19 protein-coding genes and 1 tRNA gene are annotated in these 17,183 nt (G+C 72.9%); 9 read left to right on the top strand and 11 right to left on the bottom strand.

Features of this window, described 5'->3' with window-relative positions; all coding sequences use genetic code 11:
• The first annotated feature begins 12 nt into the window (after positions 1–12).
• The 6 genes from RQG84_RS11780 (at position 13) to RQG84_RS11755 (ending at position 3,684) form a co-directional block, all read left to right on the top strand.
• The gene (locus RQG84_RS11780; RefSeq protein WP_311210187.1) at positions 13–198 is read left to right on the top strand and encodes a hypothetical protein; all 186 of its coding nucleotides are present in this window, start codon (positions 13–15) and stop codon (positions 196–198) included.
• Positions 199–237: 39 nt separating this feature from the next.
• Complete coding sequence (locus tag RQG84_RS11775; protein WP_311210186.1) at positions 238–1,920, top strand: NAD(P)/FAD-dependent oxidoreductase; 1,683 nt, start codon at positions 238–240, stop codon at positions 1,918–1,920.
• A gap of 42 nt (positions 1,921–1,962) precedes the next feature.
• Positions 1,963–2,038: transfer RNA gene (locus tag RQG84_RS11770), tRNA-Lys, on the top strand.
• A gap of 118 nt (positions 2,039–2,156) precedes the next feature.
• Entirely contained in the window at positions 2,157–2,471 is a 315-nt protein-coding gene (locus RQG84_RS11765) for a zf-TFIIB domain-containing protein (protein ID WP_311210185.1), read from the top strand.
• A gap of 45 nt (positions 2,472–2,516) precedes the next feature.
• Positions 2,517–3,368 carry an NAD-dependent epimerase/dehydratase family protein gene (locus tag RQG84_RS11760; protein ID WP_055964849.1) on the top strand — a complete coding sequence of 284 codons (852 nt, stop codon included), beginning with the start codon at positions 2,517–2,519 and terminating at the stop codon, positions 3,366–3,368.
• Between the two features lie 7 nt (positions 3,369–3,375).
• Complete coding sequence (locus RQG84_RS11755) at positions 3,376–3,684, top strand: DUF503 domain-containing protein (protein WP_311210184.1); 309 nt, start codon at positions 3,376–3,378, stop codon at positions 3,682–3,684.
• 4 nt (positions 3,685–3,688) lie between these two features.
• On the opposite strand, the gene RQG84_RS11750 is transcribed toward RQG84_RS11755, so the two are convergent.
• A complete protein-coding gene (locus RQG84_RS11750; protein ID WP_056580318.1) occupies positions 3,689–4,165 on the bottom strand; it encodes an Lrp/AsnC family transcriptional regulator in 477 nt (158 codons plus the stop codon).
• A gap of 111 nt (positions 4,166–4,276) precedes the next feature.
• Between RQG84_RS11750 and ald the strand changes: the two genes are divergently transcribed.
• Complete coding sequence (gene ald / locus RQG84_RS11745) at positions 4,277–5,395, top strand: alanine dehydrogenase (RefSeq protein WP_056553145.1); 1,119 nt, start codon at positions 4,277–4,279, stop codon at positions 5,393–5,395.
• Between the two features lie 4 nt (positions 5,396–5,399).
• On the opposite strand, the gene RQG84_RS11740 is transcribed toward ald, so the two are convergent.
• The 10 genes from RQG84_RS11740 to fdxA form a co-directional block, all read right to left on the bottom strand.
• Positions 5,400–5,564 (bottom strand): hypothetical protein, encoded by a 165-nt coding sequence (locus RQG84_RS11740; protein WP_311210183.1) that lies wholly within the window; start codon positions 5,562–5,564, stop codon positions 5,400–5,402.
• Between the two features lie 59 nt (positions 5,565–5,623).
• Entirely contained in the window at positions 5,624–6,304 is a 681-nt protein-coding gene (locus tag RQG84_RS11735; protein WP_311210182.1) for a response regulator, read from the bottom strand.
• 37 nt (positions 6,305–6,341) lie between these two features.
• Positions 6,342–6,713 carry a hypothetical protein gene (locus tag RQG84_RS11730; protein WP_311210181.1) on the bottom strand — a complete coding sequence of 124 codons (372 nt, stop codon included), beginning with the start codon at positions 6,711–6,713 and terminating at the stop codon, positions 6,342–6,344.
• Positions 6,714–6,740: 27 nt separating this feature from the next.
• Positions 6,741–9,245, bottom strand: coding sequence for an ATP-binding protein (locus RQG84_RS11725; protein WP_311210180.1), 2,505 nt, complete (start codon positions 9,243–9,245; stop codon positions 6,741–6,743).
• Entirely contained in the window at positions 9,235–9,813 is a 579-nt protein-coding gene (kdpC, locus tag RQG84_RS11720; protein WP_396135296.1) for a potassium-transporting ATPase subunit KdpC, read from the bottom strand. The genes RQG84_RS11725 and kdpC overlap by 11 nt, the downstream gene beginning before the upstream one ends.
• Positions 9,813–11,849 (bottom strand): potassium-transporting ATPase subunit KdpB, encoded by a 2,037-nt coding sequence (kdpB, locus tag RQG84_RS11715; protein ID WP_311210179.1) that lies wholly within the window; start codon positions 11,847–11,849, stop codon positions 9,813–9,815. The genes kdpC and kdpB overlap by 1 nt, the downstream gene beginning before the upstream one ends.
• Positions 11,846–13,516, bottom strand: a complete 1,671-nt coding sequence (gene kdpA, locus RQG84_RS11710) for a potassium-transporting ATPase subunit KdpA (RefSeq protein ID WP_311210178.1) — start codon at positions 13,514–13,516, stop codon at positions 11,846–11,848. Before kdpA ends, kdpB begins: the two co-directional genes overlap by 4 nt.
• 7 nt (positions 13,517–13,523) lie before the next feature.
• Entirely contained in the window at positions 13,524–13,613 is a 90-nt protein-coding gene (locus RQG84_RS11705) for a potassium-transporting ATPase subunit F (protein ID WP_083516245.1), read from the bottom strand.
• A gap of 112 nt (positions 13,614–13,725) precedes the next feature.
• Entirely contained in the window at positions 13,726–14,829 is a 1,104-nt protein-coding gene (gene dapC, locus RQG84_RS11700; RefSeq protein WP_055964833.1) for a succinyldiaminopimelate transaminase, read from the bottom strand.
• 24 nt (positions 14,830–14,853) lie between these two features.
• Entirely contained in the window at positions 14,854–15,177 is a 324-nt protein-coding gene (gene fdxA, locus RQG84_RS11695) for a ferredoxin (protein ID WP_055964831.1), read from the bottom strand.
• 123 nt (positions 15,178–15,300) lie between these two features.
• Here fdxA and RQG84_RS11690 point away from each other — a divergent pair, with 123 nt between their 5' ends.
• Both RQG84_RS11690 and RQG84_RS11685 read left to right on the top strand, forming a co-directional pair.
• Positions 15,301–16,287, top strand: coding sequence for a GNAT family N-acetyltransferase (locus tag RQG84_RS11690; RefSeq protein ID WP_311210177.1), 987 nt, complete (start codon positions 15,301–15,303; stop codon positions 16,285–16,287).
• Positions 16,288–16,296: 9 nt separating this feature from the next.
• Complete coding sequence (locus RQG84_RS11685; protein WP_311210176.1) at positions 16,297–17,154, top strand: intradiol ring-cleavage dioxygenase; 858 nt, start codon at positions 16,297–16,299, stop codon at positions 17,152–17,154.
• The last annotated feature ends 29 nt before the right edge of the window (positions 17,155–17,183 follow it).

The following is a 17,183-nucleotide window of genomic DNA, read 5'->3' as shown; positions in this document are numbered from 1 at the left end:
TACGGTCGCAGCATGTGGTGGTGGATCCTGACCGGCCTGGTCGTGGCGGTCCTCGTGGTCGTCTGGCTCGTGCTGCAGCACCAGACCGACCTGCTCGGACGCTCGCGGCGCCACGAGGAGACCGACCCCGAGGTCGCACGGGCCCTGCGTGAGGTGCGACGGCAGATCGACCAGGGCAAGGGCTTTCCGCACCGCTGACCTGCCCTTGTGTGCACCGAACTCTGGCAGGCTGGGCCCATGCCCAGCGAGTGGTTCGGTACTCCCGGTTCCGGATGGACGGCCTTCGCCCCTGAGGGGTATGTCGAGCCTCGCGAGCTCTCGGCCGACGTCGTGGTCGTCGGTGGCGGGCACAACTCCCTCGTCGCCTCCACGTACCTCGCCCGTGCCGGGCTCGACGTGCTGCTGCTCGAGCGGCTCGACCACGTGGGCGGCGCGGCGGTCAGCGCACAGACCTTCCCCGAGCACGATGCCCGCCTGTCGCGGTACTCCTACCTCGTCAGCCTCATGCCGCAGGCGCTCGTCGACGACCTGGGCCTGCGGCTGGAGCTGCGCTCGCGCGACACCGCCTCGTACACGCCGTACGAGCGCGACGGCGAGGCCCACGGCCTGCTGGTCGAGACCGACGCGGGCGACGCCACGCGCGCCTCGTTCCGGGAGCTGACCGGCTCCGACGACGCCTTCGAGGCGTGGCAGGCGTTCTACGGCGAGGTGGCGACGCTGGCCGACGCCGTGGCCCCGACCTTCCTGCGGCCCCTCCCCCGGCGGGCCGACCTCGGTCCGGTCGTCGACCAGCAGGTCTGGACCGACGTCGTCGAGCAGCCGCTCGGGGTCGCGCTCGAGCGGCGCTTCGACGACGACCTGGTGCGCGGCGTCGTGGGCACCGACGGGCTCATCGGCACGTTCGCGTCGCTGCACGACCCCTCGCTCGCGCAGAACCGCTGCTTCCTGTACCACCTGGTGGGCAACGGGACGGGCGAGTGGCGGGTGCCCGTCGGTGGCATGGGTGCCGTGACGGGAGAGCTCGAGCGGGTGGCCCGCGAGGCCGGTGTGCGGATCTCGACGGGCACGACGGTGACCTCGGTTCATCCGGTGGCCGAGCACGAGGGTCTGCGCGACCTCGACGACTTCGACCCGCCGGAGCCGGCCCACGTGAACCTCGATGCGAAGGACGCGGACGGACAGCTTCTGGTCGAGGCGCAGTACGTGCTCTCCGGGATCGCCCCACATGCGTTGGACCCCCTGATGTGGCCACCTCGGCCCGGTGACCAGGAGGGCCCGACCCGACCGACCGGGTCGCAGCTCAAGATCAACCTGCTCGTGTCCCGGCTCCCCCGCCTGCGCTCCGGCGACGACCCCGCAGTCGCCTTCGCAGGGACGTTCCACGTCGACGAGGCGATGAGCCAGGTGGAGGCGCTGCACGCCGCTGCAGCGCAGGGCGAGCAGCCGTTCGCGTCCGGCGAGCTCTACTGCCACACGCTCACCGACCGTTCGATCCTCGGCCCCGAGCTCGCCGCGTCCGAGGCCCAGACGCTCACCTACTTCGGGCTGCACACGCCCTACGAGAACCTGCTCGACGACGGCGCGGCCGAGCGCGAGTACCGCCGGTTCCTGACCGCGATCGACGCCCACCTGGCCGAGCCGCTGGAGCCGCTGGTCCTGGGCGTCGAGGTGAAGACCCCGGCCGACGTCGAGGCCGCGCTCGCGATGCCCGGCGGGCACATCTTCCACGGCGACCTCGCCTGGCCGTGGCTCGAGGACGACGAGGCGGCGGACTCCCCGGCGCAGCGGTGGGGCGTGGCGACGGCGCACGACCGGGTGCTGCTGTGCGGCAGTGGCGCCCGACGAGGTGGTGCGGTCAGCGGCATCGGAGGCCACAACGCCGCCCACGCCCTGCTCGAGCTGCTGGGCCGTCGCCCCTGATTTCGTCACGCCGAGGACGGCTGGTAATGTACTTCCTCGCGCGCACCTCTAGCTCAATTGGCAGAGCAATTGACTCTTAATCAATGGGTTCTCGGTTCGAGTCCGAGGGGGTGTACCACCGACGTGGCTCCGAGCATCGCTCGGAGCCACGTCGCTTTTTCCCCGATCTCGTCGGACGCAGGGGCGCGGGAACCGACACCACGTCCCGGACGTTGTGCCCGGCAGGAGGTTCCACCATGAAGTGCCCCACTGACGGTGCCACGTTGACCATGAGCGAGCGGTCCGGCGTCGAGATCGACTACTGCCCCGAGTGCCGAGGCGTGTGGCTCGACCGCGGCGAGCTCGACAAGATCCTCGATCGCGTCGCCACCGACATCGCCCCCGCTCCCGCTCCCGCTCCCCCGACGGCGCCCCGTGTCGCGCACCGCGACGACGACCGCACGTTCGGCTACGACCGCCCCGACGACCGGTACCGGGACGACAAGTATCGGGGCGACCGCTACCGCAAGCCGAAGAAGAAGGAGCACTGGCTCATGGAGATCCTCGGCTGACCGACGCCGCGGAACAGTCGCGTCGGGGTCGGCGTTGACCTCTCCATGAAGATCCTGCTGACCGGGGGAACCGGGTTCATCGGCGGCGCCGTGCTGCGCCGCCTCGTCGACGACGGCCACGACGTCACGGCCGTGGTGCGCAGCGCCGACTCGGCCGAGACCGTGGCGGCCGCGGGTGCCACGGCGCTCGAGGGCGACCTCACCGACGTCGCATGGCTCTCCGCGACCCTGCGCGAGCACGACGGTGCGGTGCACACCGCCTCGCCGGGGGACGCGACGTCGCCGGCCCTGGACGACGCGGTCGTCGACGCCGTGGTCTCGGCGTTCGGCGGGACGTCCCGGCCCTTCGTCCACACCGGCGGGGTCTGGACCTACGGCGACGGCGACGCGATCACCGAGCAGACCCCTCCGGCCCCACCCGCCCTGACGGCCTGGCGACGCGAGCGCGAGCAGCGGCTGCTCGATGCCGACGTGCGCGCCACGGTGGTCGAGCCGGGCGTCGTCCACGCACCGGACCAGGGCATCCCCCAGCTCCTCGTCCACGCCCAGCGCACCGGCGAGGGCGCTCTCGAGCTCGTCGGCAGCGGCGAGCAGCACTGGGCCACGGTGCACGTCGACGACCTCGCCGAGCTCTACGCGCTCGTCCTCACCTCCGGCGAGGGCCACGGACACCTGCTCGGCGTCAGCGGCCACTCCCCCAGCGTGCGCGACCTCGGACTGGCCCTTGCGGACGCGGTGGCGGGCACCACCACCGAGACGGTCCACGAGCGGCTCGGCGAGGCCTTCGGCGACGCCCTCCTGCTCGACCAGCAGGCCGACGGCGCCAAGGCGCGGAGCCTCGGCTGGACGCCGTCACGCCCGACCCTCGTCGACGAGCTGCGGGCCTCGCGCGCCTGACCGGGCGATGACGCGGATGTGGGTGGGCTGGCTGGAGGCCGAGCTGCTGCTCGGCGACGTGCACTCGCTCAAGGCCAAGCGTGGCGTGGTGCGGCCCGTGGTCCACGAGCTGCGACGTGCGCTCGAGGTCTCCGTGGCCGAGGTCGGCCACCTCGACCTCTACCAGCGCGCACTGGTCGGGGTGGCACTCACCTCGGGTGACCGGTCGCACGCCGAGTCCGTGCTCGACCGGGCCGAGCGGATGCTCGCCTCCCGACCTGAGCTCGAGCTGCTCTCGGTGCGCCGACGGCTCGTCCGTTCCGACGACCTCGACTGACGCATCAGGGCGCCGCCGAGGTAGCGGCCCGGCCCGCCCGGTGCTCGAAGATCAGGTGGGTCTCGGTGCCCGCGACCTGCGGCAGGCCGCTCACCTCGTTGACGATGTCGCGCAGGTCCTCGGTGTCCGCGCACCCCACGTGGAGCAGGTAGTCGTAGGAGCCGGACACGTAGAAGGTGTTCAGCACGTAGGCCCGCGACGCCATGACGGGCGCGAAGTCCGGCAGCGACGTGCGCGAGTCGCGCGTCAGGGACACCGCGATCATGGCCTGGATCTCGAGCCCGAGAACCGCCGGGTCGACGTCGGCGTGGACGCCGCGCACCACCCCGCGCTCCACGAGCGACCGCACCCGGCCCAGGCACGTCGACGGCGCGACGCCCACCCGGCGGGCCAGCTCGTTGTTGGGGAGGCGGCCGTCCTGCTGGAGCAGGGCGACCAGCCGCCGGTCGACGTCGTCGAGTGGTCGAACATCCTTCGGCACGGCGCCACCTCGCGGGGCTGGGAGTCGGTCAGCACACGGAACGAGGTGCACTCTACAGAATGATCTTCAGGTTTCTTGCGGTCTTTCGAGTCGAAAGTTCACGATAGGTCCATGCGTATCGGCGTTCCTACGGAGATCAAGAACCACGAGTACCGCGTCGCGATGACGCCCGAGGGCGTCCGCGAGCTGGTCGCCCACGGCCACGACGTCGTGGTGCAGGCCGGTGCCGGCCTGGGATCCTCGATGCCCGACGAGGAGTACCGGGCCGCCGGCGCCTCCGTGCTGGACGACCCCGACGAGGTCTGGGGCACCACCGACATGGTCATGAAGGTCAAGGAGCCGATCGAGCCGGAGTGGCACCGCATGCGGGAGGGCCAGGTGCTGTTCACCTACCTGCACCTCGCCGCCGACCCGGCGTGCACCCGCGCGGTGCTCGACAGCGGCACCACCGCGATCGCCTACGAGACCGTGCAGCGCGCCGACCGCTCCCTCCCGCTCCTCGCGCCCATGTCGGAGGTGGCCGGCCGCCTCGCCACCCAGGTCGGCGCCTATCACCTGATGCGCCAGGACGGCGGGCGCGGCGTGCTCATGGGCGGCGTCCCCGGCACCCTGCCCGCGGCCGTCACCGTCATCGGCGGTGGCGTCTCCGGCGAGCACGCCGCCACCATGGCCGTCGGCCTGGGGGCCGACGTGACGATCCTGGACCTCAGCGTGCCGCGTCTGCGCGAGCTGGACGCACGGTTCGCCGGCCGGGTGCGCACGGTGCACTCCAACGCCGCCGAGATCGAGCGGACGGTCACGTCGTCCGACCTCGTGATCGGCGCCGTGCTGCTGCCGGGCGCGAAGGCTCCCACGTTGGTGAGCAACGACCTGGTCGCGGCCATGCGGCCCGGCTCCGTGCTGGTCGACATCGCGATCGACCAGGGCGGCTGCTTCGAGGACTCGCGCCCCACCACCCACGACGCGCCGACGTTCCGGGTCCACGACTCGGTCTTCTACTGCGTGGCGAACATGCCGGGCTCCGTGCCGCGGACCTCCACGTACGCGCTGACCAACGTCACGATGCCCTACGCCCTGGCCCTCGCCGATCACGGCTGGCAGGCGGCGCTGGCCGCCGACCCCGCGCTGGCCCTCGGGCTGAACGCGCACGCCGGCCGGCTCTACAACCGCCCGGTGGCCGACGCGCTCGACCTCGAGGCGCTGGACGTCGCGAGGGTGCTGGCCGCCTGAGGCCTCAGGCCGCGAAGCGTCCGAGCAGCGCCACCCCGCCGACGGCGGTGGTGACCGCTGCGGCCAGCCACGCGCCACCGAACAGCTCGAGGCTCTCGTGGAACGACCGGGGCGGGCGCGGCTCGCTCGGCGGGGTGTGGTCGGAGTGCTGGTGCGCTGTCGAGATCATGACTCGAGCCTGCGCCCGAGCGGCGTCAAGGCTCCAGCGGGCGGGGCGTCAAGATCGCGTCAGGACAGGTCCGAGAGCAGGCGGTAGCCGAGCCCCGGGTCCGTGATCAGCATCCGGGGATGGGCGGGGTCGTCCTCCAGCTTGCGGCGAAGCTGCGCGAGGTACACCCGCAGGTAGTGGGTCTCCCGTTCGTACGACGGGCCCCACACCTCGGTCAGCAGCGTGCTCTGACGCACGAGCCGGCCCTCCGCGCGAGCCAGCACCTCGACGATCTTCCACTCGGTCGGGGTCAGGTGGACGGTCTCACCCGCACGCGCAGCCCTGCGGTCCTCGACGTCGAGCTCCAGGTCACCGACCCTCACCACCGGGGCCGGTGTCGGCTGGGCCCGGCGCACCGCGGCACGGACGCGCGCCAGGAGCTCCTCCATCCCGAACGGCTTCGTGACGTAGTCGTCGGCACCGAGGTCGAGCGCCTCGACCTTGTCGTCGGACTCGTCTCGGGCCGAGAGCACGACGACCGGCACCTGCGACGTCTGACGGATGCGGCACAGCACCTCCGTCCCGTCCAGGTCGGGCAGGCCGAGGTCGAGCAGCACGACGTCGGGCACCCGTTCGGCGAGCGACTGCAGCGCGGACCTGCCGTCCGCGACGGTCTCGACCTCGTAGCCGCGGGCCCGCATCGCGATGCCGAGGGTGCGCAGGATCGCGGCGTCGTCGTCGACCGCGAGCACGACGGTCACCGGCGCACCTCCGTCTCCACCGTGGCGACGGGCCGGCTCAGCGCGCACCCCGACGCCGGTGCACGTCGAGCGCCACCAGGGAGGCGGAGGCCAGCGCAGCGGCCAGGGCGGTCGGGCGTGGCACCGCCCGGGTGGACCAGGCGTGCCAGAAGACCACCTGGTCGAGGGCCTGCAGCGGCCCGAACGCGGCGAGCCCGTCGGAGTGACCGGTGAGCGCCCTCGCGCAGAGGTAGACGTTGCGCGCCCCGAACAGGCGCCACCCGACCGAGCCCGCCCCCGTCAGCTGGTCGGACGGGATGCCGAAGACCCGCTGCAGCACCGTGGGCGCGAGCAGCGCCGACAGCCCGACCGAGCCACCGATCGCCAGCATCGCCTGCTCGGTGCGGTCGAGGTCCACGTCGGTCGGCATGCGCCCAGTATGGACGGGTCACGCGACTCACGAGACCGCCCTCGGCAGCTCGACGACGAGCGTGAGGCCACCACCGGGGGTGTCCTCGGCCGTGAGGGTGCCTGCCATGGCCTCGGTGAGGCCGCGCGCGACGGCGAGGCCGAGCCCGACGCCCAAGCCGCGGGGCACGTCGCCGAGACGTTGGAACGGCGCGAACATCTCGTCGCGACGTTGCTCGGGCACGCCGGGACCACGGTCCACGACGCGCACCACCACCCGACCGCCGACCGCGGTGGCGTCGACCCGCACCGTCGCTCCGTCCGCGTGCTTGAGCGCGTTCTCGACGATGTTCGCCAGCACACGCTCCAGCAGGGCGGCGTCGGCTCGCGCCTCCGGGAGGTCGTCGGGGACGTCCACCTCGACCCCGGCACCGGTCACGACCCGCTGCACGACCGCGCCGACGTCGACCGGGTCGGTGCGGGCCACCACGGCACCGGTCTGGAGCCGACTCATGTCGAGCAGGTCGACGACGAGCGCGTCGAGGCGGTCCGCGCCGTCCTCGATCGTCTCCAGGAGGTCCGCCCGGTCCTGGTCGGACCAGGGGACGCCCGGGTCGCGCAGGCTGCTCACCGCCGCCTTGACGGCGGCCAGCGGCGTGCGCAGGTCGTGCGAGACGGCCGCCAGCAGCGCCGTCCTGGTCCGCTCCCCCTCGGCCAGCACCCGTTGCTCGGCTTTCACGGCCGAGGCCGCGCGACGCTCCAGCAGCACGGTGACGTGGGCGACGACGGCGGCCAGCAGGGCGTCGTCACCGCCCGGCGCGCCGTCCCCGACGAGGACCAGCTCGTGGTCGGCCCCCACCGGGACCACCGTCTCCGTGCCGACGAGCTCACCGTGGTGCCCCAGGACCGTGCCGTCGATCGAGCGCAGGACCACGCCGTCGACGTCGACCAGCTCGACCGTCGTGCGCAGCAGCCGGTCCAGGTCCTGGCCCGCATGGACGAGCTGGTGGGCCAGGACGCTCAACGTGGCGGCCTCCTCGCGGGCTCGCCTCGCCAGCAGCGCGAGCCGTGCCGCCCGGTCGACGACGAGTGCCACCGAGATGCCGACGAGGACGAAGAGCACCACGGCGACCGCGTTCTCGCCCGTGGCGATCCGCAGCGTCCGGACGGGAGGCGTGAAGAAGTAGTTCAGCACCCCGCCGCTGACGAGCGACGCGGCGACGGCCGGACGCAGCCCGCCGAGCAGCGCCGTGCCGACGACGAGCACCATGAAGAGCATGGCCTCCGTGGGCAGGCCGTGCAGCTCGGGCGTGGCGAGGAGCAGCGCCGCCAGGGCGAACGGCCCGAGCACACCGACGACGAACCCGGCGAGCGTGCGCCGGTGGCCCAGGGCCGACTGCTCGCGCACCCGCGCCTCACGGCGGCGCGCCTCGTCGTGCGTGACGATGTGCACGTCGATGTCGCCGGACTCGGTCACGATCGTCTCCCCGATGCCCGGCCGGAGCAGGGTGGAGAGGCGACCGCGACGGCTCGCGCCGATCAGCACCTGGGTGGCGTTGCGACCGCGGGCGAAGTCGAGGATCGCGGTCGCGGCGTCGTCGCCGACGGCGGTGTGGAAGGACCCACCGAGGTCCTGCACCGTCCGTCGCAGCTCCTCCAGCCGGGCCGGTCCGGTCTGGCGCAGCCCGTCGCCACGCGAGACGTAGAGCGCCGACCACGGCGCACCGCCCTCGGCCGCGGTCCCTCGCGACGCGATGCGCGCGGCGCGGCGCAGGAGCGACTCCGACTCCGGCCCGCCCGTGACGCCGACGATGATCCGCTCGCGCGTGGCCCAGGTGGCATCGATCTCGTGCCGCTCCCGGTAGCGCTCGAGCCCCTCGTCGACCCGCTCCGCGAGCCACAGCAGCGCCAGCTCGCGCAGCGCTGCCAGGTTCCCCTCGCGGAAGAACTGCGAGAGGGCCGCGTCGACGCGGTCGGCGGGGTACACGTTGCCGTGCGCGAGCCGACGTCGCAGGGCCGACGGGCTCATGTCGACCAGCTCGATGGCCTCGGCCGCACGGACGAACGAGTCGGGCACGGTCTCACGCTGCCGGACACCGGTGATCGCCTCGGTCACGTCGTTGAGCGACTCCAGGTGCTGCACGTTCACCGTGGTGACGACGTCGATGCCGGCCTCGAGCAGCTCCTCCACGTCCTGCCAGCGCTTGGTGTTCCGGGAGCCGGGCGCGTTGGTGTGGGCGAGCTCGTCGACCAGGCACACCTGCGGCGCGCGGGCGAGCACGGCGTCGACGTCGAGCTCGGTGAGGGTGGTCCGACCGTGCTCGACGCTGCGTCGCGGCACGACCTCGAGGTCGCCCAGCTGCTCCGCGGTGCGCTGACGCCCGTGCGTCTCGACGACGCCGACGACGACGTCGGTGCCACGCGCCGCGCGCCGCGCGCCCTCGTCGAGCATCGCGTAGGTCTTGCCCACCCCCGGCGCAGCGCCCAGGTAGACGCGCAGGCAGCCGCGTCCCGGTTCGCTCGACCCGCTGCTGCGCACGGTCTCAGTCTGCACCCGGCAGGCTCGCGTTCAGCTCGAGGACGTTCACGGTGGGCTCCCCGAGGTAGCCGAGGACCCGCCCCGACGTCGCCTCCTCGACCAGTCGGCGCACCTGCTCGACGGGCAGGCCCCGCTCGCGCGCCACCCGCGCCACCTGCAGGTCCGCGTACGCGGGACTGACGTGCGGGTCCAGGCCCGAGCCGGAGGCCGTGACCGCGTCGGGCGGCACGGCAGCGGGCTCGACGCCCTCCTCGGCCGCCACGGCGGCACGACGCTCCTCGATGGCGGCGACGAGGTCGGGGTTCGAGGGGCCGAGGTTGGACGGTGCCGACGCGAGGCCGTCGTAGGAGCCGGCCGACGGTCGTGGGTGGAACCACGTGGGTCCCTCGAAGGCCTGACCCAGCAGCCGGGAGCCGACGACCTGGCCGTCGACGCGCAGCAGGCTGCCGTCGGCGCGGTCGGGGACGGCGCGACCGACGGCCCAGACCGCGGCCGGGTAGAGCACGCCGAGGAGGACCGTGAGCACGAGGAGCACCCGTGCGGCGGCGAAGGACTGACGAAGGAGGTCGCGAAGCACGACGATCACCCGATTCCTGGGATCTGAGAGACGAGCAGGTCGATGAGCTTGATGCCGACGAAGGGGACGACGACGCCGCCGAGGCCGAACACCAGCAGGTTGCGGCGCAGCACGCTCGCGGCGTCGGCCGCGCGGCTGCGCACCCCCTTCAGGGCAATGGGGATGAGGGCGACGATCACCAGGGCGTTGAACACGACGGCCGAGAGGATCGCCGACTCCGGCGTGGCCAGCCGCATCACGTTGAGCGTGTCGAGCGACGGGTAGGCCGCCACGAACATGGCCGGCACGATCGCGAAGTACTTCGCGAGGTCGTTGGCGATCGAGAACGTCGTGAGCGCACCGCGGGTGATGAGCAGCTGCTTGCCGATGCGCACGACGTCGATGAGCTTCGTGGGATCGGAGTCGAGGTCGACCATGTTGCCGGCCTCCTTGGCCGCCGACGTCCCCGACGCCATCGCCACGCCGACGTCGGCCGCGGCCAGGGCCGGCGCGTCGTTGGTGCCGTCACCGGTCATGGCCACCAGACGCCCGCCGGACTGCTCCTCGCGGATGAGGCGCATCTTGTCCTCGGGCGTCGCCTCGGCCAGCACGTCGTCGACACCTGCCTCCGCGGCGATCGCCCGGGCGGTGAGGGCGTTGTCGCCCGTCACCATGACCGTCCGGATCCCCATGCGTCGCAGCTCCGCGAACCGCTCGACCATGCCCTCCTTGACCACGTCCTTGAGGTGCACGACGCCGAGGGCCCGGGCCGGCCCGTCGTCGCCCTGCCGCTCGGCCACGACGAGCGGGGTGCCACCGGAGCGGGAGATCTCGTCGATCGCCTCGGTCACGGTCGGCGACAGCGGCGTCTCGACCCACGCGGTCACCGCGCTGCCCGCACCCTTGCGCAACGAGCGGCCGTCGGGCAGGTCGACACCGGACATGCGCGTCTGCGCCGTGAACTCGACGGCCTCCGCGCCGCTCGGCAGGGCCGGGCCCGTGCCGCTGCCGCCGGTCTCGGCGACCGCCAGGTCGACGATGGAGCGGCCCTCGGGCGTCAGGTCGGCCAGCGAGGCCACCCGCGCCGCCTCGGTCAGCTCGGCGAGGGTCACGCCGTCGGCCGGCACGAACCGCGACGCTCGGCGGTTGCCGTAGGTGATGGTGCCGGTCTTGTCGAGCAGCAGGGTGCTGACGTCTCCCGCGGCCTCCACCGCGCGGCCGGACATCGCCAGCACGTTGACCCGCACCAGCCGGTCCATGCCGGCGATCCCGATCGCGGACAGCAACGCCCCGATGGTGGTCGGGATGAGGCAGACCAGCAGCGCGACGAGGACGACGGTGGGCTGGGGCGCGCCGGCGTAGTCGGCCATCGGCGCGATGGTCACGACGGCGAGCAGGAAGATGATGGTCAGGCTGACGAGCAGGATCGACAGGGCGATCTCGTTGGGGGTCCTGCGCCGCTCGGCACCCTCCACGAGCGAGATCATGCGGTCGAGGAAGGTCTCCCCCGGCGCAGCCGTGACGCGCACGACGATCTCGTCGGACAGCACGCGCGTGCCGCCGGTGACGGCCGAGCGGTCGCCGCCGGCCTCGCGGACGACGGGGGCGGACTCCCCGGTGATGGCGGACTCGTCGACGGTGGCGACGCCCTCGACGACGTCTCCGTCGCCCGGGATCACCTCGCCGGCGGCCACGCGGACCCGGTCGCCGACCCGCAGCTCGGTCCCGGCCACCACCTGCTCGACGCCGTCGGCATCGATCCGCCGGGCGGTCACGTCGGTGCGGGCAGCACGCAGCGAGTCGGCCTGCGCCTTGCCTCGGCCCTCCGCGACCGCCTCGGCGAGGTTGCCGAAGACGACCGTCAGCCACAGCCAGACGGCGATGGCGAGGGTGAACACGCTCGGGTCGACCACCGCCGCGACCGTCGTGACGAGCGAGCCGATCCAGACGACGAACATGACCGGACTGCGCCACAGGTGGCGCGGGTCGAGCTTGCGCAGCGCGGCCGGCAGCTGCGCGACAAGCTGCCGCGACAGCGGGGTGGTGGCCGAGGTGCGGGTCATCGGGAGGCTCCTGTCAGGGCCTCGGCCACCGGGCCGAGGGCGAGGGTCGGGAAGAAGGTGAGCGCGGAGACGAGGAGCACGACGCCCACGACCAGCCCCCCGAACAGCGGGGTGTCGGTGGGCAGCGTGCCCGCCGTGGTCGGCACGCGACGCTGGCGTGCCAGCGATCCCGCGAGCAGCACCACGAGCACGATCGGCACGAACCGGCCGAGCAGCATGGCCGCCGCGAGCGTCAGCTGGAAGAACGTCGACGTCACCGTGAGACCACCGAACGCGCTGCCGTTGTTGTTGGCCGCCGAGGTGAACGCGTAGACCACCTCGGAGAAGCCGTGACCGCCCGGGTTGCCCATCGCCGCCACGCTGGACGGCAGGGCGATGGCCGTGCCGGCCCCCACGAGCACCAGGGCGGGTGAGGCGAGCGTGTAGAGCGCCACGAAGGTCATCTCCTTCGTGCCGATCTTCTTGCCGAGCAGCTCGGGGGTCCGGCCCACCATCAGTCCGGCGACGAAGACCGCCAGGATCGCGGCCACGAGGATGCCGTACAGCCCGGCGCCCACGCCGCCGGGCGACACCTCGCCCAGCATCATGTTCGTCAGCACCGCGCCGCCACCGAGGGGCGAGAACGAGTCGTGGGCCGCGTTGACGGCACCGGTCGACGTGCCCGTGGTCGAGACGGCGAACAGGGCCGAGGCCCATTCCCCGAACCGGGTCTCCTTGCCCTCCATCGCCGCCCCGGCAGCCGTGGCCGCCTGGCCCTGCCCACCGACCTCGGCCCACGTCGTCACGGCCAGGGAGCCGGCCCACAGGACGCCCATCACCCCGAGGAGGACGAGGCCCTGGCGACGCCGACCGGTCAGCGTCCCGAAGGTGCGGGTGAGGCACACCGGGATCACGAGCAGCAGGAAGATCTCGAGCAGGTTCGTGAGGGCCGTCGGGTTCTCGAACGGGTGGGCCGAGTTGGCGTTGAAGAAGCCGCCACCGTTGGTGCCGAGCTCCTTGATCGCCTCCTGGCTCGCCACGAGGCCGCCGGGGACCACCTGGGTGCCGCCGGCGAGGGTGCGGACCGTGACGTCGCCGAGGTTCTGCACGACTCCCGCCAGGAGCAGGAGGACGGCGGCCACCGCGGACAGCGGCAGCAGGATCCGTACGACCCCACGGACGAGGTCGACCCAGAAGCTGCCGAGCGTGGTCGTCTCGGTCCGCACGAGTCCCCGAACGAGCGCGACGGCCACCGCGAGGCCGACCGCGGCGGAGACGAAGTTCTGCACCGTCAGACCGACCGCCTGCGCGGTGAACCCGAGGGTGGACTCCCCTGCGTAGGACTGCCAGTTGGTGTTCGTGACGAACGAGACCGCCGTGTTGACGGCCATGTCCCACGGCATGCCGGGCAGACCGCGGCTCCACGGGAGGGCCGACTGGCCGACCAGGATGGCGAGGAGCAGCACGAGGCTCACGGCGGAGAACGCGAGCACGCTCAGCGCGTAGCCGCGTGCGCTCTGCTCGGCGTCGGGGTCGATGCCGCCGACGCGGTAGACGGCTCGCTCGACGCGCAGGTGGCGGCTGGAGGTGAAGACACGGGCCATGTGGTCGCCCAGCGGGACGTAGACCACGGCGAGGAGCGCGAGCAGCGTCGCGATCGTCAGGAGGCCGGAGACGGTGTCGGACATGGGCGGCTCAGAACCGGTCGGGCCGCACGAGGGCCACGACGAGGTAGACCAGCAGCGCAGCGACGCCGAGCAGCTGGAGGGCGGTGACGAGGGACATGCCCCCAGCCCACACCCGTCACGACCGCTCGACGCCCGTCCTGACGGGCTCCTGACGCGTCTTGACGCCTTCTTGACGCGCCTTCTCGACGCAGCGCCCCGAGGCGCAGGCTTCAGGCGGTCAGACGGGCCACGGCGGCGGCGATGCGCTCGTCGGTGGCGGTGAACGCGACCCGCACGTGGTGCGCACCGCGCTCGCCGTAGAAGTCACCGGGTGCCACCAGGATGCCGCGCTCGGCGAGCCAGGCCACGGTGTCGCGGCAGCCCTCCCCGCGGGTGGCCCAGAGGTAGAGCGCCCCCTCGGAGTGGGTGATCGTGAAGCCGGCCGACTCCAGGGCGCGGCGCAGGGCGTCGCGTCGCTCGGCGTAGCGCCGACGCTGCAGCTCCACGTGCTCGTCGTCGGCGATCGCTGCGGCGAAGGCGTGCTGCACCGGGGTCGGCACCATGAAGCCGAGGTGCTTGCGCACCGCCAGCAGCTCGGCCACCACGGCGCGGTCGCCTGCCACGAACCCGGCGCGATAGCCCGCCAGGTTGGACCGCTTGGACGTCGAGTGGACCGCCAGCAGTCCTTCGTGGCTGCCCTCGCACACGTCGGGGTGCAGCACCGAGACCGGCTCCGCGTCCCAGCCGAAGTCGGCGTAGCACTCGTCGGACACGAGCAGCGCGCCTCGTTCGCGGCACCAACGCACCACCGCCCGCAGGTGCTCGGCGCCGAGCACCTCGCCGTGCGGGTTGGCCGGGGAGTTCACGTACACCAGGGACGGCACGTCGGTGAGCCCGTCGGCGACCGGGTCACCGAGCACCACACGGGCGCCGGCGAAGCGGGCACCCACCTCGTAGGTGGGGTACGCCAGCGACGGCAGCACGACGGTGTCGGCCGGACCCAGCGCGAGCTGGGTCGGCAGGTTGGCGATGAGCTCCTTGGAGCCGACGGTGAGCAGCACCTGGTCGGCGGCGAGCCCCGTGACACCGAGCCGGCGGCGGAGCCAGTCGACCGCGGCCTGGCGGACCGCGTCGGGTCCGAGCACCGTCGGGTAGCCGGGAGCGTCCGACGCCGCGGCGAGCGCCTCGCGGGCGACCGCGGGCGTGGGGTCCACGGGAGTGCCGATCGACAGGTCGACGATGCCGTCGGGGTGGGCGTTCGCGCGCTGCTTCGCGTCGGCCAGCGTGTCCCAAGGGAAGTCGGGGAACCGCGCGGACAGCCGGGGCCGGTCCATCACTGCCTGCTCATCGGCCGCGGATCACTCCTGGTTCTGCGGCGGGAGCGCAGCGATGAACGGGTGGTCCTTGTCGATGACACCCGTGCGCGCCGCGCCACCGGGAGACCCGAGGTCGTCGAAGAAGTTCACGTTGGCGTCGTAGTACTCCTTCCACTCGGACGGGGTGTCGTCCTCGTAGAAGATCGCCTCGACCGGGCACACCGGCTCGCAGGCACCGCAGTCGACGCACTCGTCGGGGTGGATGTAGAGCATCCGCTTGCCCTCGTAGATGCAGTCGACGGGACACTCGTCCACGCACGCGCGGTCCTTGAGGTCCACACACGGCTGGGCGATCACGTACGTCACGGGAGACTCCTTCGACACGAGCACGGCTGCACGACCCGAGGGCTCACGGGCAGGCCGAGGACCAGTATCGCGCCTCGGGCAAGGGCGTCCGCACCCAGGTCTGCCTCATGAGACGGTACTGCCGTGAGCGACGTGGAGTTCCTGGTCGGGCAGCGCGTGACGGTGCGCCACCGGCTCGACGACGGCAGTGCCACCGACGTGGTGGGGCGCGTCGTCGAGGCCGGTCCGCACGGCGTGACGGTCGAGCGTCGTGACGGGTCCGAGGTCGTGGTCGCCGCCGACCGCGTCGTGGCGCTGAAGGTCGTCCCGCCGCGTCCGGCGCGCAGCCGTCGCGCCCTCGACGTGGGCGTCGACGAGCTCGTCCGCGTCACGTCGCGAGGGTGGCCGGCGCCGGACGTGGAGCAGCTCGGCGACTGGGAGCTGAGGGCCGCGGGCTCGTTCACCGGGCGCGCGAACTCGGTGGCCGTCGTGGGCGAGCCGGGACTGCCCCCGGCGGAGGCCGTGGCACAGGTCCTGGCGTTCTACGCCGCGCGCGGACTGCCGCCGCAGGCCCAGGTCGTGGTCGGCTCGGACTGGGAGCGCCGGTTCCTGGACGCCGGCTGGGTGCCGAAGGCGGGCTACCGCGGTGGCGCCGTGGTGCAGGTCGCCGACCTCGTCGACGCGCCCGAGGCCGACCCCCGCGTGGACGTGGTGGGGGCCGCGTCCGACCGCTGGCTCTCGCGCTACGGGCGGGTGGACGACGCGAACGCCGCCCGAGCGGTCCTGGAAGGACCACGCACGGTCGGGTTCGCCGAGCTGGAGGACGGCGGGGTGCCTGCTGCGGCCGTCGGACGCGTGGTCGTGACCGGGGAGTGGGCCGGGGTCGCCGCCGTGGAGACCCTCCCCGACCACCGGCGTCGCGGCCTCGCGGACGCCGTCGTGCGCACCTGCCTGGCCTGGGCGCACGAGCGCGGCGCGACCCGCGTGTACCTGCAGACCATGCCGGACAACACGGGCGCGCTGGCGCTGTACGCGCCCCACGGCTTCGTCACCCACCACGAGTACCGCTACCTCGAGCCCTCACAGGAGGCCCACAGCCGATCCAGCGGGGATCACAGCGCCGGCGCCTAGCGTGACCGCATGAGCACCCACCACGACGAGGTCGAGGACCACGACCTCGGCCTCTCCCACGACCTCCCGACCATGTGGCACCGTCGCCGCCTGCTGGGCCTCTTCGGCGGCGCCGGCGCGGCCGTCGCGCTCGCCGCCTGCTCGACCGACTCCACCGGCACCGCCACCGCCACGGGTGCACCGTCGAGCGGCCCACCCCAGGGCGGTGGAGCCGGGACCTCGGCCGAGGTCGGGGACGGCGAGATCCCCGAGGAGACGAACGGCCCCTACCCCGCGGACGGCACCAACGGCGTGAACGTCCTCACCGAGTCGGGCATCGTGCGCAGCGACATCCGCTCGAGCTTCGGTGGTGCGAGCGGCGTCGCCGAGGGCATCGCCCTGACGCTGACGCTCACCGTCGTCGACGTGAGCAGCGCCGACGACGCCGGCACCGCTGCGGCCGGGGCGGCGGTGTACGTGTGGCACTGCGACCGCGACGGGAGCTACTCGATGTACTCCGACGACGTGGCGGACGAGAACTACCTGCGTGGCGTGCAGGAGGCCGACGCCGACGGCACGGTGACGTTCACGTCGATCTTTCCGGCCTGCTACGCCGGGCGGTGGCCGCACGTGCACTTCGAGGTGTACCCGAGCCTCGACGACGCGACGTCGGCGAGCAACCGGCTGCGGACGTCCCAGCTGGCCTTCCCGGAGGACGTGTGCGCCGACGTGTACGCCACCGACGGCTACGAGCGCAGCGTCTCGAACCTCGCCCAGGTCTCGCTCGACTCCGACAACGTGTTCAGCGACGGCTACTCCCTGCAGCTCGCGAAGGTCAGCGGCTCCGTCGCCGACGGCTACACCGCGTCCCTGCGCGTCCCGATCTGAGGGCCGCAGGTGGTTCGGGACCGGGGGTG

This window comes from Aeromicrobium sp. WCS2018Hpa-31 (assembly GCF_031843905.1).
Classification (GTDB): Bacteria; Actinomycetota; Actinomycetes; order Propionibacteriales; family Nocardioidaceae; genus Aeromicrobium.
This window is presented reverse-complemented; position numbering and strand designations above follow the sequence as displayed.

Coding starts and splice junctions, on each gene's coding strand:
- RQG84_RS11705 (WP_083516245.1), bottom strand. CDS start 13,613: ATGTCCCTCGTCACCGCCCTCCAGCTGCTCGGCGTCGCTGCGCTGCTG.
- RQG84_RS11730 (WP_311210181.1), bottom strand. CDS start 6,713: ATGCCGACCGACGTGGACCTCGACCGCACCGAGCAGGCGATGCTGGCG.
- ald (WP_056553145.1), top strand. CDS start 4,277: ATGCGTATCGGCGTTCCTACGGAGATCAAGAACCACGAGTACCGCGTC.
- kdpA (WP_311210178.1), bottom strand. CDS start 13,516: ATGTCCGACACCGTCTCCGGCCTCCTGACGATCGCGACGCTGCTCGCG.
- RQG84_RS11765 (WP_311210185.1), top strand. CDS start 2,157: ATGAAGTGCCCCACTGACGGTGCCACGTTGACCATGAGCGAGCGGTCC.
- RQG84_RS11760 (WP_055964849.1), top strand. CDS start 2,517: ATGAAGATCCTGCTGACCGGGGGAACCGGGTTCATCGGCGGCGCCGTG.
- RQG84_RS11740 (WP_311210183.1), bottom strand. CDS start 5,564: ATGATCTCGACAGCGCACCAGCACTCCGACCACACCCCGCCGAGCGAG.
- RQG84_RS11685 (WP_311210176.1), top strand. CDS start 16,297: ATGAGCACCCACCACGACGAGGTCGAGGACCACGACCTCGGCCTCTCC.
- RQG84_RS11755 (WP_311210184.1), top strand. CDS start 3,376: ATGACGCGGATGTGGGTGGGCTGGCTGGAGGCCGAGCTGCTGCTCGGC.
- RQG84_RS11780 (WP_311210187.1), top strand. CDS start 13: ATGTGGTGGTGGATCCTGACCGGCCTGGTCGTGGCGGTCCTCGTGGTC.
- kdpB (WP_311210179.1), bottom strand. CDS start 11,849: ATGACCCGCACCTCGGCCACCACCCCGCTGTCGCGGCAGCTTGTCGCG.
- RQG84_RS11775 (WP_311210186.1), top strand. CDS start 238: ATGCCCAGCGAGTGGTTCGGTACTCCCGGTTCCGGATGGACGGCCTTC.
- dapC (WP_055964833.1), bottom strand. CDS start 14,829: ATGGACCGGCCCCGGCTGTCCGCGCGGTTCCCCGACTTCCCTTGGGAC.